The organism is Streptomyces sp. NPDC051180, from assembly GCF_040689545.1.
Classification (GTDB): domain Bacteria; phylum Actinomycetota; class Actinomycetes; order Streptomycetales; family Streptomycetaceae; genus Streptomyces.
The window spans coordinates 15,591-41,651 of sequence record NZ_JBFBBC010000026.1 but is presented as its reverse complement, the minus strand read 5'-3'; the positions used below and the strand labels follow the sequence as shown (position 1 = coordinate 41,651).

General features: G+C 73.6%; 23 protein-coding genes. 8 read left to right on the top strand and 15 right to left on the bottom strand.

What is annotated here, in order from left to right:
- Nucleotides 1-139: 139 nt before the first annotated feature.
- The 9 genes from cysD to AB0424_RS29795 form a co-directional block, all read right to left on the bottom strand.
- A complete protein-coding gene (gene cysD / locus AB0424_RS29835; RefSeq protein WP_366309837.1) occupies nucleotides 140-1,075 on the bottom strand; it encodes a sulfate adenylyltransferase subunit CysD in 936 nt (311 codons plus the stop codon).
- On the bottom strand, nucleotides 1,072-1,650 hold the full coding sequence (gene cysC, locus AB0424_RS29830) for an adenylyl-sulfate kinase (protein ID WP_366309835.1): 579 nt from the start codon (nucleotides 1,648-1,650) through the stop codon (nucleotides 1,072-1,074). The genes cysD and cysC overlap by 4 nt, the downstream gene beginning before the upstream one ends.
- Nucleotides 1,650-2,357, bottom strand: coding sequence for a phosphoadenylyl-sulfate reductase (locus AB0424_RS29825; RefSeq protein ID WP_366309833.1), 708 nt, complete (start codon nucleotides 2,355-2,357; stop codon nucleotides 1,650-1,652). Before AB0424_RS29825 ends, cysC begins: the two co-directional genes overlap by 1 nt.
- A complete protein-coding gene (locus AB0424_RS29820) occupies nucleotides 2,354-2,533 on the bottom strand; it encodes a hypothetical protein (protein ID WP_366309831.1) in 180 nt (59 codons plus the stop codon). The genes AB0424_RS29825 and AB0424_RS29820 overlap by 4 nt, the downstream gene beginning before the upstream one ends.
- Nucleotides 2,530-4,227 carry a nitrite/sulfite reductase gene (locus tag AB0424_RS29815; protein ID WP_366309829.1) on the bottom strand — a complete coding sequence of 566 codons (1,698 nt, stop codon included), beginning with the start codon at nucleotides 4,225-4,227 and terminating at the stop codon, nucleotides 2,530-2,532. The genes AB0424_RS29820 and AB0424_RS29815 overlap by 4 nt, the downstream gene beginning before the upstream one ends.
- A gap of 136 nt (nucleotides 4,228-4,363) precedes the next feature.
- Nucleotides 4,364-4,447, bottom strand: a complete 84-nt coding sequence (locus tag AB0424_RS29810; RefSeq protein WP_310591794.1) for a putative leader peptide — start codon at nucleotides 4,445-4,447, stop codon at nucleotides 4,364-4,366.
- Nucleotides 4,448-4,601: 154 nt separating this feature from the next.
- Nucleotides 4,602-5,171: a GNAT family N-acetyltransferase gene (locus AB0424_RS29805; RefSeq protein WP_366309827.1), complete on the bottom strand. Its 570-nt coding sequence runs from the start codon at nucleotides 5,169-5,171 to the stop codon at nucleotides 4,602-4,604.
- 102 nt (nucleotides 5,172-5,273) lie between these two features.
- Nucleotides 5,274-6,566: a GAF domain-containing protein gene (locus AB0424_RS29800; protein ID WP_366309825.1), complete on the bottom strand. Its 1,293-nt coding sequence runs from the start codon at nucleotides 6,564-6,566 to the stop codon at nucleotides 5,274-5,276.
- Nucleotides 6,567-6,944: 378 nt separating this feature from the next.
- The gene (locus tag AB0424_RS29795) at nucleotides 6,945-8,600 is read right to left on the bottom strand and encodes an acyl-CoA dehydrogenase family protein (RefSeq protein ID WP_366309823.1); all 1,656 of its coding nucleotides are present in this window, start codon (nucleotides 8,598-8,600) and stop codon (nucleotides 6,945-6,947) included.
- Between the two features lie 17 nt (nucleotides 8,601-8,617).
- On the opposite strand from AB0424_RS29795, the gene AB0424_RS29790 reads away from it, so the two are divergent.
- The gene (locus AB0424_RS29790) at nucleotides 8,618-9,742 is read left to right on the top strand and encodes a YihY/virulence factor BrkB family protein (RefSeq protein WP_366309821.1); all 1,125 of its coding nucleotides are present in this window, start codon (nucleotides 8,618-8,620) and stop codon (nucleotides 9,740-9,742) included.
- Nucleotides 9,743-9,778: 36 nt separating this feature from the next.
- A complete protein-coding gene (locus AB0424_RS29785) occupies nucleotides 9,779-10,525 on the top strand; it encodes a DUF6597 domain-containing transcriptional factor (RefSeq protein WP_366309819.1) in 747 nt (248 codons plus the stop codon).
- On the opposite strand, the gene AB0424_RS29780 is transcribed toward AB0424_RS29785, so the two are convergent.
- A complete protein-coding gene (locus AB0424_RS29780; protein ID WP_366309817.1) occupies nucleotides 10,453-10,875 on the bottom strand; it encodes a VOC family protein in 423 nt (140 codons plus the stop codon). The genes AB0424_RS29785 and AB0424_RS29780 overlap by 73 nt on opposite strands.
- A 298-nt stretch (nucleotides 10,876-11,173) precedes the next feature.
- On the opposite strand from AB0424_RS29780, the gene rsgA reads away from it, so the two are divergent.
- Nucleotides 11,174-12,295, top strand: coding sequence for a ribosome small subunit-dependent GTPase A (rsgA, locus tag AB0424_RS29775; protein ID WP_366309815.1), 1,122 nt, complete (start codon nucleotides 11,174-11,176; stop codon nucleotides 12,293-12,295).
- A gap of 74 nt (nucleotides 12,296-12,369) precedes the next feature.
- The gene (locus tag AB0424_RS29770) at nucleotides 12,370-13,755 is read left to right on the top strand and encodes an AlkA N-terminal domain-containing protein (RefSeq protein ID WP_366309813.1); all 1,386 of its coding nucleotides are present in this window, start codon (nucleotides 12,370-12,372) and stop codon (nucleotides 13,753-13,755) included.
- Nucleotides 13,756-13,786: 31 nt separating this feature from the next.
- Here the strand turns inward: AB0424_RS29770 and AB0424_RS29765 are convergent, their stop codons facing one another.
- The 3 genes from AB0424_RS29765 to AB0424_RS29755 all read right to left on the bottom strand — a co-directional run bounded on the left by AB0424_RS29765 (nucleotide 13,787) and on the right by AB0424_RS29755 (nucleotide 15,857).
- Complete coding sequence (locus tag AB0424_RS29765) at nucleotides 13,787-14,269, bottom strand: DUF456 domain-containing protein (protein ID WP_366309811.1); 483 nt, start codon at nucleotides 14,267-14,269, stop codon at nucleotides 13,787-13,789.
- Between the two features lie 73 nt (nucleotides 14,270-14,342).
- A complete protein-coding gene (locus AB0424_RS29760; RefSeq protein ID WP_366309809.1) occupies nucleotides 14,343-14,777 on the bottom strand; it encodes a hypothetical protein in 435 nt (144 codons plus the stop codon).
- A 96-nt stretch (nucleotides 14,778-14,873) separates the two neighbouring features.
- On the bottom strand, nucleotides 14,874-15,857 hold the full coding sequence (locus AB0424_RS29755; RefSeq protein WP_366309807.1) for a helix-turn-helix domain-containing protein: 984 nt from the start codon (nucleotides 15,855-15,857) through the stop codon (nucleotides 14,874-14,876).
- Between the two features lie 232 nt (nucleotides 15,858-16,089).
- On the opposite strand from AB0424_RS29755, the gene AB0424_RS29750 reads away from it, so the two are divergent.
- From AB0424_RS29750 to AB0424_RS29735, 4 genes are all read left to right on the top strand, one after another.
- Nucleotides 16,090-19,860: a S8 family serine peptidase gene (locus AB0424_RS29750; protein WP_366309805.1), complete on the top strand. Its 3,771-nt coding sequence runs from the start codon at nucleotides 16,090-16,092 to the stop codon at nucleotides 19,858-19,860.
- A 138-nt stretch (nucleotides 19,861-19,998) separates the two neighbouring features.
- Entirely contained in the window at nucleotides 19,999-21,435 is a 1,437-nt protein-coding gene (locus AB0424_RS29745) for a protein phosphatase 2C domain-containing protein (RefSeq protein WP_366309803.1), read from the top strand.
- Nucleotides 21,436-21,462: 27 nt separating this feature from the next.
- Nucleotides 21,463-23,205: a pyruvate dehydrogenase gene (locus tag AB0424_RS29740; protein ID WP_366309801.1), complete on the top strand. Its 1,743-nt coding sequence runs from the start codon at nucleotides 21,463-21,465 to the stop codon at nucleotides 23,203-23,205.
- Nucleotides 23,206-23,272: 67 nt separating this feature from the next.
- Nucleotides 23,273-23,677, top strand: a complete 405-nt coding sequence (locus AB0424_RS29735; protein ID WP_366309800.1) for an ATP-binding protein — start codon at nucleotides 23,273-23,275, stop codon at nucleotides 23,675-23,677.
- 43 nt (nucleotides 23,678-23,720) lie between these two features.
- On the opposite strand, the gene AB0424_RS29730 is transcribed toward AB0424_RS29735, so the two are convergent.
- Complete coding sequence (locus tag AB0424_RS29730) at nucleotides 23,721-24,821, bottom strand: DUF2637 domain-containing protein (protein WP_366309798.1); 1,101 nt, start codon at nucleotides 24,819-24,821, stop codon at nucleotides 23,721-23,723.
- A gap of 204 nt (nucleotides 24,822-25,025) precedes the next feature.
- Complete coding sequence (locus AB0424_RS29725; protein WP_366309797.1) at nucleotides 25,026-25,883, bottom strand: (2Fe-2S)-binding protein; 858 nt, start codon at nucleotides 25,881-25,883, stop codon at nucleotides 25,026-25,028.
- Nucleotides 25,884-26,061 lie beyond the last annotated feature (178 nt).

Here is a 26,061-nt window from a genome sequence, read left to right as displayed (position 1 = left end):
TGGTCGGTGAGGACCGACTTGGAGTCGTGCAGGAGCCGGCCCACGAGGGTGGACTTGCCGTCGTCGACGGAGCCGGCGGTGGCGAAGCGCAGCAGGGTGGTGGCCGAGACGTCGGCGAACTGCTCGGTGGACGTGCTCATTAGAAGTACCCTTCGCGCTTGCGGTCTTCCATCGCGGCCTCGGACATCTTGTCGTCGGCGCGGGTGGCGCCCCGCTCGGTGAGGCGGGAGGCGGCGATCTCGGCGATGACGGCGTCGAGCGTGGTGGCGTCGGAGTCGACGGCGCCGGTGCAGGACATGTCACCGACCGTGCGGTAGCGGATGAGCCGCTTCTCCACCGTCTCGGTCTCCTTCGGACCGCCCCACTCGCCGGCCGTCAGCCACATGCCGTTGCGGGCGAAGACCTCGCGCTCGTGGGCGAAGTAGATCTCCGGCAGCTCGATGCCCTCGCGGGCGATGTACTGCCAGACGTCCAGCTCGGTCCAGTTGGAGAGCGGGAAGACGCGGACGTGCTCGCCGGGGGCGTGGCGGCCGTTGTAGAGCTGCCACAGCTCGGGGCGCTGGCGGCGCGGGTCCCACTGCGAGAACTCGTCGCGCAGCGAGAAGACCCGCTCCTTGGCGCGGGCCTTCTCCTCGTCGCGGCGGCCGCCGCCGAAGACGGCGTCGAAGCGGTGCTGCTGGATCGCCTCGGTCAGCGGGACGGTCTGCAGCGGGTTGCGGGTGCCGTCGGGGCGTTCGCGCAGCTTGCCGGCGTCGATGTACTCCTGGACGGAGGCGACGTGCAGCCGCAGTCCGTGCTCGGCCACCACGCGGTCGCGGTAGGCGAGGACCTCGGGGAAGTTGTGCCCGGTGTCGACGTGCAGCAGCGTGAAGGGGATCGGCGCCGGCGCGAACGCCTTGAGCGCCAGGTGCAGCATGACGATCGAGTCCTTGCCGCCGGAGAAGAGGATCACCGGCCGCTCGAACTCGCCCGCCACCTCGCGGAAGATGTGGACGGCCTCGGACTCCAGGGAGTCCAGGTGCGACAGCGCGAACGGGCTGCCGGTCGTCTCGTGGACGCTGACGACGGTGGTCACAGCAGACCCCTCTCGGTGAGCAGCGCGTGGAGCTGCGCCGCGGACTCCTGCACGGTCTGGTTCTGGGACTCGATCCGCAGATCGGGGTTCTCGGGCGCCTCGTAGGGGTCGTCGACCCCGGTGAGGCCGGAGATCTCGCCCGCGGCCTGCTTGGCGTACAGGCCCTTCACGTCGCGGACCGAGCAGACGTCGACCGGCGTGGCCACGTGGACCTCGACGAAGGCGGTGCCCTCGGCCTGGTGGCGCTTGCGGACGGCCTCGCGGCTGTCGGCGTACGGGGCGATGACCGGGACCAGGACCTTCACGCCGTGCGAGGCGAGGAGCTCGGCGACGAAGCCGATGCGCTGCACGTTGGTGTGCCGGTCCTCGCGGGTGAAGCCGAGGCCCGCGGAGAGGAACTCGCGGATCTCGTCGCCGTCGAGGATCTCGACGGCGTGGCCCTCGTCGCGGAGCCGGCCGGCCAGCTCGTACGCGATGGTCGTCTTGCCGGCGCTCGGCAGGCCGGTGAGCCAGATGGTGGCACCGGTCACGTGGTTCTCCTGGGAGGTGGGGGAGGTCTGAGGGGTGGTGGTCATCAGCCGTGGATCCCGCATTCGGTCTTCGCGCGGCCCGCCCAGCGTCCGGCGCGGGCGTCCTCGCCCTCCAGGACGCGGCGGGTGCAGGGGGCGCAGCCCACGGAGGGGTAGCCGTCCATCAGGAGCGGGTTGGTGAGGACACCGTGCTCCATGACGTAGGCGTCGACGTCGTCCTGCGTCCAGCGGGCGATGGGGGAGACCTTGACCTTCCGCCGCTTCTCGTCCCAGCCGACGACCGGGGTGTTCGCCCGGGTCGGGGACTCGTCGCGGCGCAGGCCGGTGGCCCACGCGCGGTAGGAGGTCAGGCCCTCCTCCAGCGGCTTGACCTTGCGCAGCGCGCAGCACAGGTCGGGGTTGCGGTCGTGGAGGCGGGGGCCGTGCTCGGCGTCCTGCTCCGCCACGGTCTGCCGCGGGGTCAGCGTGATGACGTTGACGTCCATCACGGCGTCCACGGCGTCGCGGGTGCCGATGGTCTCCTCGAAGTGGTAGCCCGTGTCGAGGAAGACGACGTCCACGCCGGGCCGGACCCGCGAGGCCAGGTGGGCGACGACCGCGTCCTCCATGGAGGAGGTGACGCAGAACCGGTCGCCGAAGGTGTCGACCGCCCACCGGAGGATCTCCAGCGCGGGGGCGTCCTCCAGATCGCGGCCGGCCTGCTCGGCGAGTGCCCTGAGGTCGGCCGCGGTGGCTTCCTGAGTGATCGTCATATGTCTTCCCCTCCAGTGGTACCGCTCGAAGTCGCCGGGGCGAGCAGCCCCAGGAACTTCAACTGGAAGGCCCGGCTGCACGCGGCGCATTCCCACGCGCCGTGACCCTGCTCGTTGGGGCGCAGGTCCTCGTCCCCGCAGTAGGGGCAGAAGAACGGGGCCGCACGCTCGCTCATGACAGCGACTCCTCGGAGGCGCGGGCCGTCCACGTCGCGAAGCGCTCGCCGTCCTCGCGCTCCGCCTGGAAGCGGGTGAGGACGCGCTCCACGTAGTCGGGGAGCTCGGCGGCCGTGACCTTGAGGCCGCGGACCTTGCGGCCGAAGCCGGCCTCCAGCCCGAGGGCGCCGCCCAGGTGCACCTGGTAGCCCTCGACGCGGTTGCCCTCGTCGTCCAGGACCAGCTGGCCCTTGAGTCCGATGTCGGCGACCTGGATGCGGGCGCAGGCGTTCGGGCAGCCGTTGATGTTGATCGTCAGCGGCTCGTCGAACTCCGGCAGGCGGCGCTCCAGTTCGTCGATGAGCGAGGAGCCGCGGCCCTTCGTCTCGACGATCGCGAGCTTGCAGAACTCGATGCCGGTGCAGGCCATCGTGCCGCGCCGGAACGGCGAGGGGGTGACCCGCAGGTCCAGCGCCTCCAGGGCGGAGACGATGCCCTCGACCTGCGCCTCCTCGACGTCGAGGACGAGCATCTTCTGCTCGGCGGTGGTGCGCAGGCGGCCGGAGCCGTGTGCCTCGGCGACGGCGGCGATCTTCGTCAGGGTGGCCCCGTCGACGCGGCCGACGCGGGGTGCGAAGCCGACGTAGAAGCGGCCGTCCTGCTGGCGGTGGACGCCGACGTGGTCGCGCCACTGGCCGGCGGGCTGCTCGGGGGCGGGGCCGTCGGTCAGCTTCCGCTTCAGGTACTCGTCCTCCAGGACCCGGCGGAACTTCTCCGGGCCCCAGTCGGCGACGAGGAACTTCAGACGGGCGCGGTTGCGCAGCCGGCGGTAGCCGTAGTCGCGGAAGATCGAGATGACGCCCTCGTAGACGTCCGGGACCTCGTCGAGGGAGACCCAGGTGCCGAGGCGGACGCCGAGCTTGGGGTTGGTGGAGAGACCGCCGCCGACCCACACGTCGAAGCCGGGGCCGTGCTCGGGGTGGCGCACGCCGACGAAGGCGATGTCGTTGATCTCGTGGGCCACGTCGAGCAGCGGCGAGCCGGAGATCGCGGACTTGAACTTGCGGGGCAGGTTGGAGAAGTCCTTGTTGCCGACGATGCGGCGGTAGATCTCGTCGATGGCGGGCGTGCCGTCGATGATCTCGTCCTCGGCGATGCCGGCCACCGGCGAGCCCAGGATGACGCGCGGAGTGTCGCCGCACGCCTCGGTGGTCGAGAGGCCGACCGCCTCCAGGCGGTTCCAGATCTCGGGGACGTCCTCGATGCGGATCCAGTGGTACTGGACGTTCTGCCGGTCGGTGATGTCGGCCGTGCCGCGCGCGAACTCCTCGGAGATCTCGCCGATGACGCGGAGCTGCTCGGTGGTCAGCCGGCCGCCGTCGATGCGGACGCGGAGCATGAAGTACTCGTCGTCCAGCTCCTCCGGCTCCAGCACGCCCGTCTTGGTGCCGTCCAGGCCCTGCTTGCGCTGGGTGTAGAGGCCCCACCAGCGCATGCGTCCGCGCAGGTCGTTGGGGTCGATGGAGTCGAAGCCGCGCTTCGAGTAGACCGTCTCAATGCGTGTCCGCACATTGAGACCGTCGTCGTCCTTCTTGAACTGCTCATTGCCGTTCAGCGGGGTGAAGTGCCCCACGGCCCACTGACCCTCGCCACGGTGGCGCCCGGCCTTGCGGCGGGCGGCGGCGGGAGTGGGGTTTTCCGGGGTGGCGGCCATGGCGTCTTGTCCTTCGGGACTGCGAGAGGGCGGCTCTGACCTGCACACTCACACTCAGGTCAGAGGGTGGCGCGTCAGTGCGCAGCAGGGTGGGGCAGAGTCGGACTGAAAGGAGATCGCGGCGGTGCTGGTTCTCTCAGCGCGCCGGACAGATGGCGCTGGACATGCGGCCTAGGTCGACGTGCCGCCGACTCACCAAGGCAATTCCAGTTCCAGACATGACGGAAGCGTGTCACGGGACTTTGGACCCAGTCCAGCATCGTCCAGGATTTGGACAAAGTGGTCTCGCTTGGCGAGACAGTGTGCTCTGGGTCACGCGAAAGGGGCCCTGATCAGGGCCCCTTTGCGGCGCTTCGGCGGTTCCTCCGGGTGCCTCAGGCGTACGCGCCGGGCCACGGACCGGGCGTCTCCGCCTCCTCGGCCTCCTCGACCTTGGTGTCGAAGAGCCGGAAGCCGCGCCGCTCGTAGTTGGCCATGGCGTGCGGACCGTCCAGCGAGCAGGTGTGCAGCCACACCCGCTTCGTCGCCTCCCGGTCGGGCCAGCGGTCCGCCAGGTCCCAGGCCCGCGCCACCCCGTGCGACAGCAGGTGCCCGCCGATGCGGCGGCCCCGGAAGGCCGGGATCAGGCCGAAGTAGACGATCTCCACCACGCCGTCGTCCTGCGGGTCCAGCTCCACGTAGCCGGCCGGGGTGCCCTTGTCGTACGCCACCCAGATCTCGGCGCCCGGCTTCTCGACGATCTCCTGCCACTGCCGGTACGTCAGCGACAGCCGGTCGGACCAGCGGATGTCGCCGCCGACGGCGGTGTAGAGGAACCGGCTGAACTCGGCCGACGGCACCTCGGCCCGCCGGATCGCGACGTCGTCGCCCTCGGGCGGGGTCGCGGGGCGAAGATCGGACGGCGAGGTCTGTTCGAGGGACCAGGTGGTGAGAGTGATGCTCATAGGCCCATCGCATCATGCGGAGCGTCGGATTCCCATACCGGCCCTGCTCCCGGCGGTCTCCCGGAGCACACCGGTCCGCATGCTGGACACCTTCGGACGCGCCTACCCCGGGACACCGGCGCGGACCGCCGGGGCCGTCGAATGGGGCAGCAGGTCCGCCGGCCGCTGCGGCCGCAGGACCTCCACCGCCACCTCCTCGCGGAAACGGTACGGGCGGTGGGCCAGGACCCCCGCGAGGTTGCGGCGCACCCGGGACATCTCGGCCCGCACGGTCACCGTCCGGGTCCGGTCCCCGAAGACGTCGCCCGCCAGCTCCGCCGCCGTGCGCCCGTCGCGGTGGAGGGCCAGGACGTAGAGGAGCTCCGCGTGCCGGGGGCTGAGCTCCTGCTGCCAGCTGCCCGCCGCCCCCGAGACGGCCACCGTCCAGCGGCGCGGCCGGCTCAGGTCGAGGACCACCCGGCTCGCCGCCTCCGCGCCCGGCTCCGCCCCCCGCGGCTCCTCCTCGACCCGCAGCAGCCAGCCGCCCGGCAGCGGCTCCACCGCGCACACCCCGAGCGAGGGCAGCCACACCCGGCCGGCCCGGAAGGACTTCGGGAGCGCGATCCGGTCCACCGGCGCGAGCCCGGTCACCGCCGCCGTCCAGCCGTGGACGTCCACCGCGACCGCCCGGCCGCCCACCCGGCACAGGATCGGCGCCGCCACCGCCCGCAGCCGCTCGATCGCCCCCCGGTGCTTCTCCCGCATCTCGGCCTCGGCGAGCCGGGCCACCGAGCCGACCAGGGCCAGCATCGCCGGATGGAAGCTGGACGCAGGACCGCTGACGTCCACGATGCCCAGGAGCCGCTGGTCGCGCGGGTCGTGCACCGGCGCGGCGGAGCAGGTCCAGTTGTGCAGCGCCTGCACGTAGTGCTCGGCGGAGTGCACCTGCACCGCCCGGCCCAGGGCGAGCGCCGTGCCCACCGCGTTCGTGCCGGTGGTGTGCTCGGTCCAGGCCGCGCCCTCCTCCAGGCAGATGCCGTTCGCCTGCCGCAGCACCGCGGGGTGGCCCTGGCGCCAGAGCACCCGGCCGTGCTCGTCGGTGACCACCATGATCTGGAGGGAGGTGTCGGCGATGCCGGCGAGCCCGCCGCTCAGCGTCTGCATCACCTCGGAGAGCAGGGTCGTCCTGCGCCGCTCCTCCAGCTCGTCCCGCCGCAGGAGGACGGTGCGGGTGCCCCGGTCGGGGTCGAGACCGAGCCGGGCCATGCGCTGCCAGGACGCGTCGATCACCGGGCGGGGGGCGATCGGGGGAGTACGGCCCGCCAGCGTCTCCTCGCGCACCCGGTGCAGCAGCCGGGTGGCCTGGGCGGCGTCCATGGAGGCCAGCCGCCTCATGTCGAGCTGCGTGTTCTTCATCGGTCTCTCCCAGCCACCCGGGGTGCTGTATCGGTTCTGCACGGGGCAGATGTCCGGAGTGTCGGTGCCCATCGTGCCGTCCTGGACCACTCCGCGAGGCCCGGTTCGGGTAATCCTGCAACCCTTTGCAACTCTGGCGACCGCCCACCCCCCTGGGCGAGGCTGGCGTGAGCGGCGGGTGGTGCCGTGTCGGCGCAGCACCACCCCCGCTTTTCCGCGCGTGCCGACCCCTCGGGTCCACCCCTGGTGCGCGCGGCTCAACGTGAGGGAGACCGGACGGCCGTCCCGGACACGGCCCCGGAACCCGCCCGTGCGGAGCCCGTGACCCCGCCCGTGCGCGGCCGCAGGCGCGGCAGCCCCGGGACCGGCACCGGAACGTCAGACCGTCGGCCGCGCCCGCTCCACCAGCGCCCGCAGGTCCAGCGTGTGCGGCAGCGTCCCGAACGCCGACCCGCCGTCACCGCCCAGCCGCCCCGCGCAGAACGCGTCCGCCACCTCCGGGGGCGCCCACCGCACGAGCAGCGAACCCTGGAGCACCAGCGCCATCCGCTCCGCCAGCCGGCGGGCCCGCGCCTCGACGCCCTCCAGGTCGGCGAGTTCGACGAGGACCCCCCGGATCGCCCGGTCGAGCCGGTGGTCCGCGCCCCGCGCCTCCCCGACCTCCCGCAGGAAGGCGTCGAGCGCCTCGGGCGCGGTCCGCAGCACCCGCACCACGTCGAGCGCCTGGACGTTGCCCGACCCCTCCCACACGGAGTTGAGCGGCGACTCGCGCAGCAGCCTCGGCATCCCGGACTCCTCCACGTACCCGTTGCCGCCCAGGCACTCCAGCGCCTCGGCCACCACCGGCGTGCACCGCTTCGTGACCCAGTACTTCGCCGCCGGCACGGCGATCCGCAGCAGCGCCCGCTCCCGCTCCGCTCCCGGGCCGCCGGCGTCGACGGCGTCGTAGGCCGCCGCGAGCCGCATCCCCAGGACCGTCGCCGCCTCCGACTCCAGGGCGAGATCCGCCAGCACGTTGCGCATCAGCGGCTTCTCGGCCAGCGGGCCGCCGAACGCCTCGCGGTACGTGCAGTGGTGCACGGCCTGGGCCACCGCCTGCCGCATCAGCGCCGCCGAGCCGAGGGCGCAGTCCAGCCGGGTCGCGGCCACCGTGTCCATGATCGTGCGGACGCCGCGGCCCTCCTCGCCGACCCGCCGCGCCCAGGTCGTCCCGTCGAACTCCACCTCGGCGGAGGCGTTCGACCGGTTGCCCAGCTTGTCCTTCAGCCGCTGGATCGCGAACGCGTTGCGCGAGCCGTCGGCCAGGACCCGCGGCACGAGGAAGCACGTCAGCCCGGCCGGAGCCTGCGCGAGGACCAGGAAGGCGTCCGACATCGGGGCCGAGCAGAACCACTTGTGCCCCGTCAGGACGTACTCCCCGTCGGCCGCCGACGCCTTCGCCTCCGTCGTGTTCGCCCGGACGTCGCTGCCGCCCTGTTTCTCCGTCATCGCCATGCCGATCAGCACGCCCGGCTTCTCCGCGACCGGAGCGAGGTCCCGCTCGTACACGTGCGAGGTGGCCGCCGGCTCCCAGACCGCCGCCAGCTCCGGCTCGACGCGCAGCGCGGGCACCGCCGCGTGCGTCATCGACACCGGACAGCCGTGGCCCGCCTCCGGCTGGGAGGCCACCAGGAACCCGGCGGCCCGCCGCACATGACCACCCGGACGGCCCCACGCGTCCGTCAGCCCGGCGCCCACGGACCGGCCGAGGAGCCGGTGCCAGGCCGGATGGAACTCCACCTCGTCGATCCGGTTGCCGTAGCGGTCGTGGGTCCGCAGCCGCGGCGGGAAGGCGTCGGCCTGCTCTCCCCACTCCCTCACCTGCGCCGAACCGGAGGCCCGGCCCAGCAGGGCCAGCTCCTCGCGCGCCCCGTCGAGGAGCTCCGGCGCGAGGTGCCGCTCGACGGCCTCCGTCAGCGCCCGGTCGCACGAGAAGACGTCATATCCCACCAGGGGCGGAGCCTGGTTGGTCACTGTGTGGGTGGTCCCTGACATGCCGATACGGTAAGCAGGTGCAGGCAGCAAGCGAAACACCCGAACGGCCCGAGCGGCGGCCCTGGAGCAGGCTCCACCGCGCGCGCGTCCTCTACCGCAACGTCTCGAAGCGGAAGATGGTCTGGCTGCTCCTCAAGGACACCGTCAACTCGTGCATCGAGTACCGGATCCTCGGCCTGGCCGCCGAGGCCGCGTTCTTCACCCTGCTGTCCCTGCCGCCGCTGCTCCTCGGCCTCATCGCCCTCCTCGGATACGCCGACGACTGGACGAACACCGACACCGTCGCCAGCATCGAGGAGAACATCCTGCGCGCCGCCGGAACGGTTCTCTCCGACCGGGGCGTCCACGACATCGCCAAGCCCCTCCTGGACGACGTCACCCAGGGCAAACGGCCCGAACTGGTCTCCCTCGGCTTCGCGATCGCCCTCTGGTCCGGATCGCGCGCGGTGAACGTCTTCATCGACACCATCACGGTCATGTACGGACTCGACGGTCACCGCGGCATCGTGAAGACCCGGCTCCTCGCCTTCCTCCTGTACATCGTGGCCCTCGTCATCGGCGCCGTCGTGCTCCCCCTCGCCGTCGTCGGCCCCGACCGCGTCGTCGAACTCGTCCCCTGGGGCACCGAGGTCGTCGCCGTCCTGTACTGGCCGGCCGTCATCCTGCTCTCGATCGCCTTCCTCACCACGCTCTACCACGTCTCCGTGCCCGTCCGGTCGCCGTGGATCGAGGACATCCCCGGCGCCCTCGTCGCGCTCGCCATGTGGGCCCTGGGGAGCTTCCTGCTGCGGATCTACCTCACGAGCCAGGTCGAGGGCCCCACCATCTACGGCTCCCTGGCCGCCCCCATCGCCGTCCTCCTCTGGATCGGCATCTCGGCCTTCGCCGTGCTCGTCGGCGCCGCCGTGAACGCCGCCATCGACCGCGTCTGGCCCTCCGTCGCCACCGCCGCCGCCCGCGAGGCCAACGAACGCGCCCGCGCCATCCAGGCCGCCGAGCTCGTCGCCCGGGTCCGCGCCGAAGCGGAGGACGTCGACGAGGACGACCCCGACATGCCCTCCGAGTTCCCCGAGCGCTGGTCCCGCTTCCTGCCCCCGGACGACGTGAAGTCCCGCCTCCACTCGGGCTGGGAGAAGGACTGACCTCCGCGGCCGCCGCCCCGGCCGTAGCCTCGAAGGATGTACGAGGAGCGCCCCGCCCTGCTCGACGGAGCCGTCCTGTGGACCCGGACCGCCGCCTCCGCCCCGCGGGAGGCGCGGCCCGTCCTGCCCGACGGCTGCATGGACCTGATCTGGGCGGACGGCGGCCTGATCGTCGCCGGACCCGACACCCGCGCGTACGTACCGGCGGAGACCGCCGCCCGGTACGCCGGGATCCGCTTCGCCCCCGGCGGGGCGCCGGCGTTCCTCGGCGTCCCGGCCCACGAGCTGCGCGACCGCCGGGTCCCCCTCGGGGCGCTCTGGGACGGTGCCGAGGCGCGTGAGCTCGCCGAACGGCTCACGGAGGCCGTCGATCCGGCCGGGGCCCTGGACGCGTTCGTCCTGCGCCGGGCCGCCGCGGCCCCCGCGCCCGATCCGCTGCTGCGGGCCGTCGTCGCGCGCCTGGCCGCCGGCCGCCCGGTCGCCGAGACCGCCGACGCGGTCGGCCTCGGCGCCCGCCGGCTGCACCGGCTCTCCCTGGACTCCTTCGGCTACGGGCCCAAGACCCTCGCGCGCGTGCTGCGCCTCCAGCGGGCCCTGGCCCTGGTCCGGTCCGGCGTGCCGTTCGCGGAGGCGGCCCTCCGGGCGGGCTGCGCCGACCAGGCCCATCTCGCCCGCGAGACCAGGGCCCTGGCCGGCACCACCCTCGGCGCCTACGCGCGCGGGGCCGCGGCGTCCGCGAAGAGAGAGACCCCGCACCCGTCCGGGTCGAGCACCACTGCGTAGCGCTGGCCCCACACGGCGTCCCAGGGCTTCAGGTGTCCCCGGTAACCGGCGGCGACGAGCTCCTCGTACACCGCGTCCACCTCCGCCGGCGCCCCGCACCGGAAGGCGAGCTCGATCCGGTTCCCGCCCGTGGGCCGGGTCCAGCCCGGGTCGAAGGACCGGACGACCTCCTCGGTGTCCCAGGCGATCCGCAGTCCGCCGGGCAGCTCCGCCTCCACGTGCGGGGCCGACTCGGCCCCGGCCGGGACGTCCAGGCCGAGACGGCGGTAGAAGGCGAGCGAGGCGGCCATGTCCGAGACGACGAGGCCGACGAGGTCGAGACGGGGGGTGACCCGGGGTGCTGTGTCCATGCCCCGCACGCTAGGCGCCCGCCGCCGCCCCGTCTTGTACGAATCGGACACGGACCCGGTCCGTCGCGTGGCCGGAAAAAACCGGTGGCGGACGCCGGAGGGCTCCGGCTACGGTGCAACCCGTACGAGATCACGCGAACGCGCGGATCGCGCAGAGACACAGGAGGTGTGACCGATGGCTGTCGTCACGAAGGGCTTCGCCCACACGCGGATGTTCATCCACACCACCTCCGCGGCCACCGGCTGACCTCACACTCTCTGCACCGCAGCGCCGGGGCCGCCCTGTGAAGGGTCCCCCTTGTCTCTCCCGCTCGCTTCCTCCTTCTCCACCTCCACCTCCTCCCCGCTCGACTCCCACGGCTGGGACTCCGGCTGGGCCACCGCCTTCGCGCCCTACGCCGCCCAGGGGCTCGTCCCGGGCCGCGTCGTCCGCGTGGACCGCGGCCAGTGCGACGTCGCCACCGCCGAGGGGATCGTCCGCGCCGACACGGCGTTCGTGACCCCGCACGACCCGCTCCGGGTCGTCTGCACCGGCGACTGGGCCGCCGTCGACCCCGCCGGGGCGAGCGACCCCCGGTACGTGCGCGCCTGCCTGCCGCGCCGTACGGCGTTCGCGCGCTCCACCTCCTCCAAGCGGTCCGAGGGCCAGATCCTCGCCGCCAACGTCGACCACGCGGTCATCACCGTCTCGCTCGCCGTCGAGCTCGACCTCGGCCGGATCGAACGCTTCCTGGCCCTGGCCTGGGAGTCCGGCGCCCAGCCGACCGTCGTCCTCAGCAAGGCCGACCTCGTCCCCGACCCCGTCGGGCTCTCCTACCTCGTGGAGGACGTCGAGACCGTCGCGCCCGGCGTCCAGGTGCTCCCGCTCAGCTCCGAGACCGGCGAGGGCCTCGACGTGCTGGCCGCGACGATCGCGGGCGGCACCACCGTGCTCCTCGGCGTCTCCGGCGCCGGGAAGTCGACCCTGGCCAACGCGCTCGTCGGCGAGGAGGTCATGGGCGTCCAGGCCGCCCGCGACATCGACGGCAAGGGCCGCCACACCACCACCACCCGCAACCTCTTCGTCCTGCCGGGCGGCGGCGTCCTCATCGACACCCCCGGACTCCGAGGCGTCGGGCTCTGGGACGCCGAGGCCGGCGTCGGCCAGGTCTTCGCCGAGATCGAGGAGCTGGCGGGGGAGTGCCGCTTCCACGACTGCGCTCACGAGTCGGAGCCCGGCTGCGCGGTCGCGGCGGCGATCGAGGACGGTTCGCTGCCGGTGCGCCGTCTGGAGAGCTACCGCAAGCTGATCCGCGAGAACCAGCGGATCGTGGCCAAGACCGACGCCCGGCTGCGCTCCGAGATCCTCAAGGACTGGAAGCGCATCGGCCGGGAGGGGCGGGCCGCCGGGGAGCTCAAGCGCGGGGGCCGGGCCCGGTAGCCGGTGCGCAGGGCGGGACCGTCGTGTCCGAAACCCGCGAGCCCGGGGCGGCGAGGGACCGCACACTGGGAGGCATGAGGGACGACGACACCCGCTACGAGGCGGTCAGCAGCAGGGACGCGCGGTTCGACGGAGAGTTCTTCTTCGCCGTCCGGACCACCGGGATCTACTGCCGTCCCAGCTGCCCCGCCGTCACCCCCAAACGGCAGAACGTCTCCTTCTTCCCGACGGCGGCGGCCGCCCAGGGACACGGCTTCCGGGCCTGCCGCCGCTGCCGGCCCGACGCCGTTCCGGGCTCCGCCGAGTGGGACGTCCGGGCCGATGTCGTCGGGCGCGCCATGCGGATGATCGGCGACGGCGTCGTCGACCGCGAGGGCGTGCCCGGCCTCGCCGGGCGCCTCGGCTACAGCACCCGGCAGGTGCAGCGCCAGCTCACCGCCGAACTCGGCGCGGGGCCCGTCGCCCTCGCCCGCGCCCAGCGCGCGCACACCGCCCGGCTCCTGCTCCAGACCACGGGCTTGCCGGTCACCGAGATCGCCTTCGCGGCCGGCTTCGCCAGCGTCCGCCAGTTCAACGAGACCATCCGCGGCGTGTACGCCCGCACCCCCACCGCCCTCCGCGCGGAGGCGGGAAGCGGTGCGGGAGCCCGTACGGCCCTCGCCGCCGGGGTGCCGCTGCGGCTCGCCCACCGGGGGCCTTACGCGGCCGGCGAGGTCTTCGACCTGCTCGCCGCGGAGGCCGTGCCCCGCGTGGAGGAGGTCGTCGGCGCCCGTGGCAGGCGCACCTACCGGCGTACGCTCCGCCTGCCGTACGGCACCGGCGTCGTCTCCGTCGACGAGCGCTCGGCCGGACGGTGGCTCGACGCCCGCATCCACCTCACGGAGCTGCGGGACCTCACCACCGCCGTGCACCGGCTGCGCCGCCTCTTCGACCTGGACGCCGACCCGTACGCGATCGCCGAGCGCCTCGGGGCCGCGCCCCGGCTCGCCGCGGAGGTGGCCGCACGGCCCGGAGTGCGCTCGCCGGGGACGGCCGCACCCGAGGAGTTCGCCCTGCGTACGGTCCTGGGGCCCGAGGAGTCGGCCCGGGTCGCCGGGGCCCACGGCACCCCGCTGGCCGTGGCCTGCGGCACGCTCACCCATGTCTTCCCGGCGCCGGCCGACCTCGTCGGCCATCCCGTCGCGGGGCCGCTGGCCCGCGCCCTCGCCGAGGGCACCGTACGCCTCGACCCGGGGGCCGACCGTGACGACGCCGAGCGCGGCCTGCTCGCCGTCCCGGGCGTCACGGCCCGGGACGCCGCCCTCATCCGCATGCGTGCCCTCGGTGACCCCGACGTCCCCCCGCCGGACGGGCCGGACACGGAGGAGTGGCGCCCCTGGCGGTCGTACGCGACCCGCTACCTCGACGGACCGGCCGCGGCCGGTGCCGTCCGGTCCGGCCCGCCGGGCGTCCGGTCCTGACCCTCCGGGGCGGAGGGGCGCGGCCTCCGGCTCAGCCCCAGAGGACCGCGCCTGCCCAGGCGCCCACGATCAGCAGGCAGGCGAAGAGCTCGACGAGCACGCTCGTGCCGGCCGCGCGCATGATGGTCCGGGTCGCCGCCCGGGCCTGGCCGTGGCCGCCGAGGCGGAGCCGTTCGGCCAGGTAGACGCCCCCGACGAAGCCGGGGATCGCGCCGAGGACGGGGATCAGGACGAAGCCCAGCAGGGCCCCGGCCCCGGCGAACACCACGATCCGCCGGGTGATGCCGACCCCACGGAACCGCCGCGGCGGCAGCTGCCACACCACGACCTGGCTCAGGAGCAGCAGGCCGGTCGAGGAGACGAGCAGGATCCACGCGAGGTCGGTCCGCTCGTGCAGCGACCACCAGAGCACCGCCGCCCACACCAGCCACGTCCCCGGCACGCCGGGGGCCAGGACCCCGAACAGACCGAGCAGCATCACCGTCGCGATCATCAGGAGCTGCCACACACCCACGAAGCCCAGGGTGCAGCACCGCGCGGGTTCTCGCAGGTCGCGAAGGGCGGACGGGGTACGGGGGCGAGCCCCGTCAGTCGGCGACGGGCAGCGCCGCGGCCACCAGGTCGCGCTCCTTGCGCCCGATCAGCGGGAAGACGATCCTCAGACCGTCCCCGCCGCCGGACGGGGAGACGACGAAGGACGAGTTGACGAACCGCTCCCGGATCTCCGAGCGGACCAGGCCCGCGCGGCGGATCGTGAAGGCGAGCTCCACCGGCTTGGCGAAGACGGGGTCCGCCCGGTGGACGATGATCCGGCGGTCGGTCATCGTCAGGTACATCGGCGTCGGCGTCGGTATGACCGCCATCGCACCACCGGACGCGATCGCGGAGGCCACGGCGAACGCCGCCGTGCGCCGCACGGAGACGCTGCTCAGGTTCACGACGGTCGTGACCTCCACCCGCTCCCCGGCTTCGAGGAGGGGCTGGACGGTGGCGAGCAGGGCGCGACGGCGCCTTCCGTTCATCGGGGGAACTCCTGGGTGGCGAAGGGGCGCCGGACGGTGAGGGGCGCCGGGGCCGGAATGCGGAACCAGCCGCTCACCCTGTCATACGACCCGGCGTCAGCTCCGGGCCACCCACCCCTTCTCGTACGCGTGCCAGCCCAGCTGCAGCCGGGTCGTCACGCCGCTCAGCTCCATCAGCCCCTTCACCCGCCGCTGGACGGTCCGCAGCCCCAGGTCCAGCTGCTTGGCCACGCTCGCGTCGGTCATCCCCGCGAGCAGCAGCGAGAGGATCTCCAGGTCCATGACGTCCGGACCCGGCGCCTCGTCCTCGGTGATCTGCGCGCCCGCCCCCAGCCGCAGCGGCAGCGCCTCGCGCCAGACCGACTCGAAGAGCCCCATCAGCGACTCCAGGAGTCCGCTGGCGTGCACGACGATCGCCGCCGGCTCGGCGCCGCGCCCGGTCAGCGGGACCATGGCCAGCGAGCGGTCGGCGACCACCAGCTTGGTGGGGACGCGGTCGGCGACCCGGATGAGCTCGTCGCGGCTCAGCGCCGCCGAGAGCTCCAGCAGCCCGGAGGGGAGGGTGAGGACCTCGCGCTCGATCACCACCCGGTAGCGCACCCCGCGTCCGGCCGCCTGCTCCTCGGCGTCGTTCTCGAGGCCGGTGACCGCGATCGGCTTCCCGGTGACCAGCGCGCAGACCTCCTCGGTGGCGCCCAGCTGGAGCTGGAGGAAGCGGTGGGTGACCGCGCTCGCGCCGGTCACCACCTCCACCAGGTCGTGCACGGCGACGGCCGCGGCCTCCGCCCGGTACTCCTCGGCGAGCAGCGCCGCCGCCAGTTCCGCCTGCTCCAGCTCGTGGCGCTGCTGGGTCAGCAGCGCCCCCAGCGCCACACCGGGCGGCGCCGCCACCCACCGTCCGGTGCGGGCCGAGGACTGGGCGGCCAGGCCCTGGGACTCCAGCCGGCGCAGGGCCCGCTCGGTCTCCTGCTCGGGCAGCGCGAGCCGGTGGGCGAGATCGGCGACCTCTGCCGCGCCCAGTGCGACGAGCGCGCGGTAGGCGGACTCCTGGCGCTCGTCGAGTCCTATCGCTCCCAGCATGGATGACCCACCCCTCGCCGTACCTCCGGCGGGCGCTCCGGATCTTCCCGGGGCGTGCGCCGGAGGCATTCGTTCCGTTGGTGACCTGGCGGGAAACGGCCACGGCGCATTCCCGCCGCGCCCATCATCCCTGTACCGCCCTCACCTCTGCCAATGTGGCGCCACCGCAGCACCAACAGCCTTCGGAGAAGGGCTTTTTGCGGCCTTTTTCCGGATTCAGATGGGGAGAGCGATGCGCCCGATTTCGCGTACGGCCCTGGGGGCGGCGACCGCCGCCGTCCTGGCCGTCACCGCGGTCGCGCCGTCCATGGCGAATGAGCCGCAGGACAGCGTCACCGCCAAGCGACCGCTGGTCGGCAGCGGGGCCTCGGCCCGCGCCGGGGAGGGGGCCGGCCGGGCCGCCACGGTGACCCTGGTCACCGGCGACCGCGTCCTGGTCACCCGCGACGCCGCGGGCGAACCGGCGGCCACGGTCCTGCCGCGCGAGGACGGCAACGTCCCCCTCGTCCAGACCCGTCGCTCCGGGCAGGACCTGTACGTCTACCCCGAGGACGCCACCGACGCGCTCGCCGCCGGACGCGTCGACGAGGAGCTCTTCAACGTCACCGGACTCGTCCGCCAGGGCTACGACGACGCGGCCACCACCACGCTGCCCCTCATCGCGGTCTACGGCGCCGACCTCGCCCGCTCGGTCCCCGCCGCCCCGCGCGGCGCCCGCCGCGGCCAGGTCCTCAAGGCCGTCGACGGCGTCGCCCTCAAGGCCGACAAGAAGCAGGCCGGCACCTTCTGGGCCGAGGTCACCGCCCCCGCCGCCCGCTCCGCCTCCGGCCTCAAGAAGCTCTGGCTCGACCGCAAGGTCCAGGCCACCCTGGAGCAGTCGACGAAGCAGGTCCACGCCCCCGAGGCATGGGCCGCCGGCTACGACGGCACCGGCACCAAGGTCGCCGTCCTCGACACCGGCGCCGACGCCGACCACCCCGACCTCAAGGGACGCATCGCCGCCTCGGAGAACTTCACCGACTCCGAGACCACCGGTGACCGCCAGGGCCACGGCACCCACACCCTCTCCACCGTCGGCGGCTCCGGCGCCGCGAGCGACGGGAAGAAGAAGGGCGTCGCGCCCGGCACGAGCCTCCTCAACGGCAAGGTCCTCAACGACTCCGGCTCCGGCGCCGCCTCCTGGATCATCGCCGGCATGGAGTGGGCCGTCGCCCAGGGCGCCGACGTCGTCTCCATGAGCCTCGGCAGCCCCGTCCCCACCGACTGCACCGATCCGATGAGCGTCGCCGCCGAGGAACTCGCCCGGAACAAGGGCACGTTGTTCGTCATCGCCGCCGGCAACTCGGGCCCCACGCTCAACACGGTCTCCTCGCCCGGCTGCGCGCCCGGCGTGCTCACCGTCGGCGCCACCGACCGCGACGACTCCACCGCGTACTTCTCCAGCCGCGGCCCGACGATCGTCAACCACACCCTCAAGCCCGAGATAGCCGCGCCCGGCGTCGGCATCTCCGCCGCCGCGGCCGGCGGCCGCGGCGTCTACGCCTACCGGTCCATGTCCGGCACCTCGATGGCCACCCCGCACGTCGCGGGCGCCGCCGCCATCGTCAAGCAGCGCCACCCCGACTGGACCGCCCAGCAGATCAAGGCCGCCCTCGTCTCCTCCGCCGAGAGCGACCTCCCCGGCGACGTCCGCGAGGTCGGCGGCGGCCGGCTCGACGTCAAGGCCGCGATCGACCAGACGGTCCTCGGCGCCCCCGCCGTCCAGGCCGGCACCTACGCCTGGCCCCAGGACCGGAGCGACCGCACCACGGTCTCCGTGCCGTACACCAACACCTCCGGCGCCCCCGTCACCCTGCGGCTCGCCGTCGACAAGGTCACCGGCAACGACGGCTCCGCCGTCCGCTCCACCGTCGCCCGCCTCGGCGCCCGCACCGTCACCGTCCCCGCCGGCGCCACCGTGCGCGTCCCGCTGGACATCGCCCCCGACGCCCGCCTGGAGCGCGCCCAGTACGGCGACGTCACCGGCCGCGTCCTCGCCACCGGCCCAGGCGGCGTCCACGTCTCCACCCCGTTCTCCCTCTACGTCGAGCCCGAGACGGTCACCCTGCGCGTCAAGCTGATCGACCGTCAGGGCAACCCGGCGACCGGCGCCTCCTCCCTCGACGTCATCGGCACCGACGACGCCAGCGGCGAGCGCCGCTTCAACGAGGGAGCGGCCGACCAGGTCTACCGCCTGCGCCCCGGCAGCTACTTCCTCTCCTCCTTCGTCACCACGCCCGACGCGGGCGAGGGCGCCCGGCTCACCGACTCGCTCAGCTACCTCGGCCGCCCGCAGCTGGAGCTGAAGAAGGACACCACGGTCGTCCTCGACGCCCGCAAGGCCCACGAGCTGTCCGTCCGGACCGACCGGCCCTCCGAACTCCGCGGTGCCACCCTCGCGTTCGCGCGCTCCTGGGACGACGTCTGGCTGCACGCCGGCACCGCCGCCGGCCCGCGCACCATCCGCGGCTACTACGCCTCGGTCGAAGGCCGCGCCGACGAGGGCGACTTCGAGTTCGGCAGCTACTGGCGCGCCGCCGCCCCGCAGATCACCTCGCTGCGGACCGCCGACGGCCTGACCCTGCACCCGCTCACCGCCTCCGTCGCCTCCGACAACCTCGACGGCACCGGCTCCGCGCGACTCGTCGACGCCGGCACCGGCACGCCCGCGGAGCTCGACGCCGCCGGCGTCCGGGGCCGCATCGCCCTCGTCCGGCTGCCGGACGACACCACCAACGCCGGCACGCTCGCCCGCAACGCCCGGACGGCGGGCGCCGTCGCCGTCGTGACCTACCACGAGACCCCCGGCCGCTGGTACCCCGGTGGCGGTTTCACCAGCCTCGGCCTGCCGGTCCTCTCCGTCCCCGCGGACGAGGCCACCGCCCTCCGCGGCCGGCTCGCGGCCGGCGAGGTCACCCTCGCCTGGAAGGCCACCGCCAAGAGCCCGTACGTCTACAACCTCGCGTTCCCCGAGACCGGGGCGCTCCACGACGACCGGACCTACCGGGTCCGCGACGCCCGCCTCGGCCGCACCGACGCCACCTACGGCTCCGCGGGCATCGCCACCGACTTCGTCGACTTCCCGGCCGCGCGCCGCCCCGACGGGCTGCGGATCGGCTTCGGCTCGCTGGAGACGGTCCCCGCCCCCGGCGCCCGCACCGAGTTCTACTCGGCCGGCGACACGGTCTGGGAGCCGATGGTCGGCAGCAGCTTCCCCTTCGGCGAGATCATGGTCGCCACCCCGCACGCCTACACCCCCGGCGAGAAGCGCACCGAGAACTGGTACGACGGCGTCATCGCCCCCACCGCCCCGCGCGACGGAGCCGGCAAGCCCGTCCTCGTCGCCGAACGCCAGGGCAACCTCATCGGCTTCGCGAACGCCATGTGGGGCGACAGCACCCACCACGCCGTACCCGGCTCCTTCGGGGACATCGGCAACCTGCGGCTCAGCCGCGACGGCGAGGTCCTCGGCGAGACCGGATGGCCGTTCGGCGTCTTCGAGGTACCGGCCGAAGCCGGGACGTACACGCTCGAACAGAACACCATGAAGATCGGCAGCAGGGTGTGGGCGCGCTCCACCGCCGTCAATTCGGTATGGAAATTCACCTCCCAGGCTGACGAGAGCGTCTATTCTCAGGGCATCCCGATTCTCTTCCCCCGGTACGACCTTCCGGAGGACGGACTCAAGACCCTCGCCGCGACCGACGGCCAGCAGATCGGCCTCACCGCGACGGGTCACGCGGGCTACACACCCGCTGCGCTCACCTCGGCCAAGCTCTCGTACTCCTACGACGGGGGCACGACCTGGACCGAAGCGCGGGTCTCCCAGCAGGGCGGCGGCTGGACCGCGACCGTGGACCACGCGGACGCGACCGGCAAGCAGGTCACGCTGAGGACCGAACTGACGGACGCCCACGGCAACTCCGTCACCCAGACCGTGGTCCGCGCTTACGACGTGCGCTGATCACGCCGGTCCGCCGGGCGTCCTTCCCGTGGGGGGTGGGGCCGCCCGGCGGACCACTTCTCCGTGGACCACCCGTTTGCAGCAGCGGTTTTCCCGATGTCCCGTTTTCGGGCGCCGTACGCGGTGGACAATAAGGGCATGACTCAGCAGGGGGACAACTGGTGGGACAAGCTCTACGACGACGCGGCGCCGGACACGGCCCCGACGGTCCCGGGTGACACGCTCGACGACCACTTCGACACGGCCACACGCGCCACGGGCGGCCCGTCGGACCCGCCGCCGACGCCCCTCCCACCGCCGCCGGCCCCCACCACCACCACCCCGCCGCCGGCACCCGCCCCCGCGGCGGACTCCGTGCCCCCACGGGCACCCTGGGAGGTGCCCGAGGAGGGCCCCCGCACCTTCCCGGCCCCGCCGTCCCCGCCCGCCGAGGCGGCCACGGTCCAGGTCCGGGTCCCGCAGGCCCCCGACCCGGACGACCGGGAGGTCCCGGAGCCCGAAGCGGAGTCCGACGACGTCGCCGGGCCCGACGCCCCGGACGGCGCCGACCTCACCGTCGAGGTCGTCGTGCCGGTGGACCTGCCCCGGCCGCGCACCGGCTTCGTCGGCAGCAGACCGCCCACCTACGAGCCCGAACCCACCGCCCTGCCCGTCGCCCGCCCCGGCGAACTCGCCGAGCTGGTCGCCGACACCGTCCTCGACGGCGCCCGCTACGGCACCTGCACCGTCCGGGCCGCCTCCACGCGCGGCGACTCCGCCCGCTACCGGGGCGAACCCCGCCGGGACGCCCTGCTCACCGCCCGCTTCGGCCACGACGAGACCGCGCTCGTCCTCGTCGCCGTCGCCGCCGGCTCCCGCGCCGCCGAGGACGCCCACCTGGCCGCCGCCGACGCCTGCCACTGGATCGCCGAGGCCGTCTGCCGCAGCCACGCCCGGCTCTCCGAGGACATCAGGTCCGGCCGCCGCGGCGACCTCAAGTCCGGACTGCACCGGCTCACCGACCGCACGTACGGCAAGCTCAGGACCCGCGCCGCCGAGCGGGGCCTCGCCTCCGACGAGTACACCGCGACCCTCCGGTGCCTGCTGCTGCCCGCCGACCCCGAGTGCCGCACCCGGGTCTTCTTCGGCATCGGCGGCGGCGGACTCTTCCGGCTCCGCGACGGCTCGTGGCAGGACCTCGAACCGCTCCTGCCCGAACCCGCCGCCGTCGGCGCCCCCGTCGTCGGCTTCGGCTCGCCGCCGCCGGCCGCTCCGGAGGCGACCGAGGAGGGCGACCGGCTCACCATGGACCTCGGCATCACCACCGCCCCCGGTCCGCTGATCGAGGACCCGGTGCCGCCGCCCTCCGAGCCGTTCCGCTTCCGCGCCTCCGTGGCCCGCCCGGGCGACACCCTGCTCCTCGCCTCCCCGGGCCTGGCCGAGCCGATGCGCGGCGAACCGGCCCTGGCGCACGCGCTCGCGGACCGCTGGGCGGGCCGGGAGGCGCCCGGCCTCGCCGCCTTCCTCGCCGACACCCAGCTGAGGGTGACCGGCTACGCCGACGACCGCACGGGGGTCGCCGTCTGGGAGGCGTAACGCGCCGGGCCGTGTGTTGATGGAGCCATGGCCAAACAGAACGTGGCGGAACAGTTCGTCGACATCCTCGTGCGCGCGGGCGTCCGCCGCCTGTACGGCGTGGTCGGCGACAGCCTGAACCCGGTCGTCGACGCCATCCGCCGCACCCCCGACATCGACTGGGTCCAGGTGCGGCACGAGGAGGTCGCGGCCTTCGCCGCCGGTGCCGAGGCGCAGATCACCGGCGGCCTCGCCGCCTGCGCGGGCTCCTGCGGACCGGGCAACCTGCATCTGATCAACGGCCTGTACGACGCCCACCGCTCGATGGCCCCCGTCCTCGCCCTCGCCTCGCACATCCCGTCCGGCGAGATCGGCCTCGGCTACTTCCAGGAGACCCACCCGGACCAGCTGTTCCGCGAGTGCAGCCACTACAGCGAGCTCATCTCCAGCCCGCAGCAGATGCCCCGGCTGCTCCACACGGCGATCCAGCACGCGGTCGGCCGGGGCGGCGTCAGCGTCGTCTCGCTGCCCGGCGACATCGCCTCCCAGCCGGCCCCGGAGAAGGCGTCGGGGTCCGCCCTCGTCACCACCCGGCCCACCGTCCGGCCCGGGGACGGCGAGATCGAGGCGCTGGTCCGGATGATCGACGAGGCCGACCGGGTGACGCTCTTCTGCGGCAGCGGCACCGCCGGGGCGCACGCCGAGGTGATGCAGTTCGCCGAGCGGCTCAAGTCGCCCGTGGGCCACGCGCTGCGCGGCAAGGAGTGGATCCAGTACGACAATCCGTACGACGTCGGCATGAGCGGGCTGCTCGGCTACGGCGCCGCCTACGAGGCCACCCACGAGTGCGACCTGCTGATCCTGCTCGGCACCGACTTCCCGTACAACGCCTTCCTGCCCGACGACGTCAGGATCGTCCAGGTGGACGTCCGGCCCGAGCGCCTCGGCCGCCGCTCCCGGCTCGACCTCGCCGTCTGGGGCGACGTGCGCGAGACCCTGCGCTGCGTCACCCCCCGCGTCCGGGCCAAGACCGACCGGCGCTTCCTCGACAAGATGCTGAAGAAGCACGCCGACGCGCTGGAGGGCGTGGTCAGGGCGTACACCCGCAAGGTCGAGAAGCACATCCCCGTCCACCCCGAGTACGTGGCCTCCGTCATCGACGAACTCGCCGACGACGACGCCGTGTTCACCGTCGACACCGGCATGTGCAACGTCTGGGCGGCGCGCTACCTCACGCCCAACGGGCGGCGCAGGATCATCGGTTCGTTCACCCACGGCTCCATGGCGAACGCGCTGCCGCAGGCCATCGGGGCCCAGTTCGTCGACCGGAACCGGCAGGTCGTCTCGCTCTCCGGCGACGGCGGGTTCTCCATGCTGATGGGCGACTTCCTCACCCTGGTCCAGTACGACCTGCCCGTGAAGGTCGTCGTCTTCGACAACTCCTCGCTCGGGATGGTGGAGCTGGAGATGCTCGTCTCCGGGATTCCCTCCTACGGCACGACGAACAAGAACCCCGACTTCGCGGCCATCGCCCGCGCCGCGGGCGCCTACGGCGTCCGGGTCGAGAAGCCCAAGCAGCTCGCGGGCGCCCTCAGGGACGCCTTCCGGCACAAGGGGCCCGCCCTGGTCGACGTCGTCACCGATCCGAACGCGCTCTCCATCCCGCCCAGGATCAGCGCCGAGATGGTCACCGGCTTCGCCCTCTCGGCGGGCAAGATCGTCCTCGACGGCGGGGTGGGACGGATGCTCCAGATGGCCCGCTCCAACCTGCGGAACGTGCCCCGCCCCTGAGGGAATGCGGGCGCCCCGGCGGGGCATGCATCCCCGTGAGCCTGTTCGACGACGCTTGGTGGGGGATATGGCCGGGGAGGCGCGACAGCCGACTCAACTGCTCAGGAAGGTGGGGGGAGCGGATCTGACCGCGGTGCCGGAGGTACGGCGCGCCTTACGCGAGATGCTGCGCAAGTGGGGCGGGCCCGGCGCCTCCGACGTGGCCGAGCTGCTCACCAGCGAACTGGTGACCAACGCCCTGGTCCACACCGACCACGGCGCCGTCGTCACCGCGACGGTCGTCCCCGAGCAGCTCAGGGTCGAGGTACGGGACTTCGTCCCCGGCCTGGAGACGCCGGACGCACCGCCCGCCGACGACGGTACGCACGGCAGAGGGCTCGTCCTCGTCCAGGCCCTGGCCGACTCCTGGGGCGTCGAGGACAACGGCGTGGGCAAGGTCGTGTGGTTCGAACTGAACGGTGGGGCCGCCTGAGAGGCGGCCCCACCGGTTTCACGGGGTTCCCGCGGACGCGGGCTCAGCCGAACTGCTGCTCCAGGTCCTTGAGCTTGCGCTCCAGGGAGTCGAGCCGGGGCAGCGTCTGGGTGTCGTCCTCGGCGGTGAGGTCCACCGTCCGGGAGTCGGCCGTGCGGGACTCAGCGCCCCTCACGGCTTGCAGGGAGGGCCGGGGTCGAAGCGGCAGCTGTCCGGGATCCGCTATGGCGGGCTCCGCGACGGCGGCCTGCACGGCGGCCGTCGCGGAGCCCGCACCGGTGCCCGGACCCGGGCCCGCGGCGGCGCCGGCGTTGAGCGCCGCCACCTCGACCTGGCGGCCGCCGCCCCGCCCGAACGCGCGGTGCTGACGGTTGATCGCCTTGAGCCGCGCCCGGTCGAGCTTGACCTGGTCGCGCCGGCGGATCCGGTTCTGCTCCTTCTCCCTCCGGTCCTCCCGCACCTCGTCGACGGCCTCGTCGAGCGTCCGCACGCCCTCCAGGAGCATCAGCGACCAGGCGGCGAAGGTCTCCCGGGGAGCCCGCAGCCACCGGACGATGCGGATCTGCGGCAGCGGCCTGGGCACCAGGCCCTGCTCGCGCAGCGCCGCCCGGCGCGTCTGCTTCAGCGCCCGGTCGAAGAGGACCGCGGCCGAGAGGGACATGCCCGCGAAGAACTGCGGGGCGCCGTCGTGGCCCAGACCGCGCGGCGCGTGGACCCAGTTGAACCAGGCCGCCGCACCGGCGAAGAGCCAGACCAGGAGGCGCGAGCCGAGGGCCGCGTCGCCGTGGCTGGCCTCGCGCACCGCGAGGACGGAGCAGAACATCGCCGCGCCGTCGAGCCCGAAGGGGACGAGGTACTCCCAGCCCCCGGCGAGGTTGAGGTTCTGCCGGCCGAAGCCGACCAGTCCGTGGAAGGAGAGCGCCGCGGCGACCGCGGCGCAGCAGAAGAGGAGGACGTACGACGCGGTGCCGTAGACCGCCTCCTTGCGTCTGCGACGCTCCTCGCTGCGTTCCCAGGAGTCCTCGGCCGCGGCCTGGTCACCGGCGCGCTTCCCGCGCGCGAGCACCGCCACCGCCGTCAGGACTCCGGCCACCATCACGCCGCCCGGAAGCAGCCAGTCCAGCGATATGTCGGTCAGTCTCATGCGGTGTCCCTTGCATCGCAGTAGGGCGTTTGGCGGCCCATACTGGCCGACCCCGTGCGGCGCTCACGGGGTTTCCGGGCAAGAGCACGCCATCGGGGACCCAGGGAATACGAATAGGTGCGATCTGGTCGAACGCGCATGCGGTCAGGGGGAATCGAGTTCGATCGACGCCACCCGTGCGGGTGGCGTAATCGTCCGGGAGCCTCAGGCGGTCGCGGTCAGCCGGCGGACGCGCTCGGCGTCGCACGTGCGCGGGCAGGTGAGGCAGGTGTCCTCGGGGCGCAGGGTGTAGAAGAAGCAGCAGGTCGCCCGGTCGCGGGTGGCGCGCGGGGTGCCTTCGGCGTCCTCGGCCCCGGGCAGCTCGCGGAAGCCCGCGGCGCCGGCGTACGGCTTGGCGGTGCCCGGCATGAGCAGGTCGAGCTCGGTCATCGCCCGCCCCTCCTCGCCGAGCAGGGCGCCGACGTACCAGAGGCCCTCGACGATCTCGTCCGTCGCCATGCCCCACAGGGCGCGGCGGCCGCGCTTCATGCGGGGCCCGAAGCCCCCGAGGATCGCCTCGAAGTGCTCGGCGAGCGAGGCGCGGACCTCTGCCCGCAGCGCCTCCTCGTCGGCGACGACCCGGGCGCCGGGCAGGGCGGCCGCGGGGTCGTCCGGCAGGCACGCGAACTCCTCCACCCGCACCGACATCCGCCCCAGGGCGCGCTGGAAGGCGACGTTGCGGGCGGGCAGCCGGGGCACCCGGCGGTGCAGGAACCACGGCACGGTGACGAGGAGGCAGGCGGGCCAGGCGTAGCGGTGGAGTCCGAAGCTCGCGACGACGTCGGGGCGGGCCTGGGTGCCGTAGTCCCGCAGCACCTGCGCGTTGTCCCAGGCGAGGAAGGCGTCGAGGGCGGGGCCGCCCGCGGCCAGCTCGTCCGCGCCGACCCAGCCGGCACCGCGCGGCAGCCGTTCACCCGGGGTCGCTTCCTCTATCCGCAGGCCGGAGAGGGCCTCGGCGAGTCGCGCGTAGGAGGCCGCGACGGGCGAGGCGGGCGGAGCGGGCAGCAAGGCGGGGACGGTCATGCGGACCACCGAATCGCGTTCGTAGGCAGGTTAGCCTTACCTTACCCGATTCGAGGTCGGTGCTCACCACCGGTCGCCGCCGCCACCTGCGGGGCAGCCCTCGCTCCCGCCGTGTCCGTCCGTTCGCCTATGGTGCACAGAGGACCCGGGTCACGCGAGCCGGGCCCGGCACGAGGCC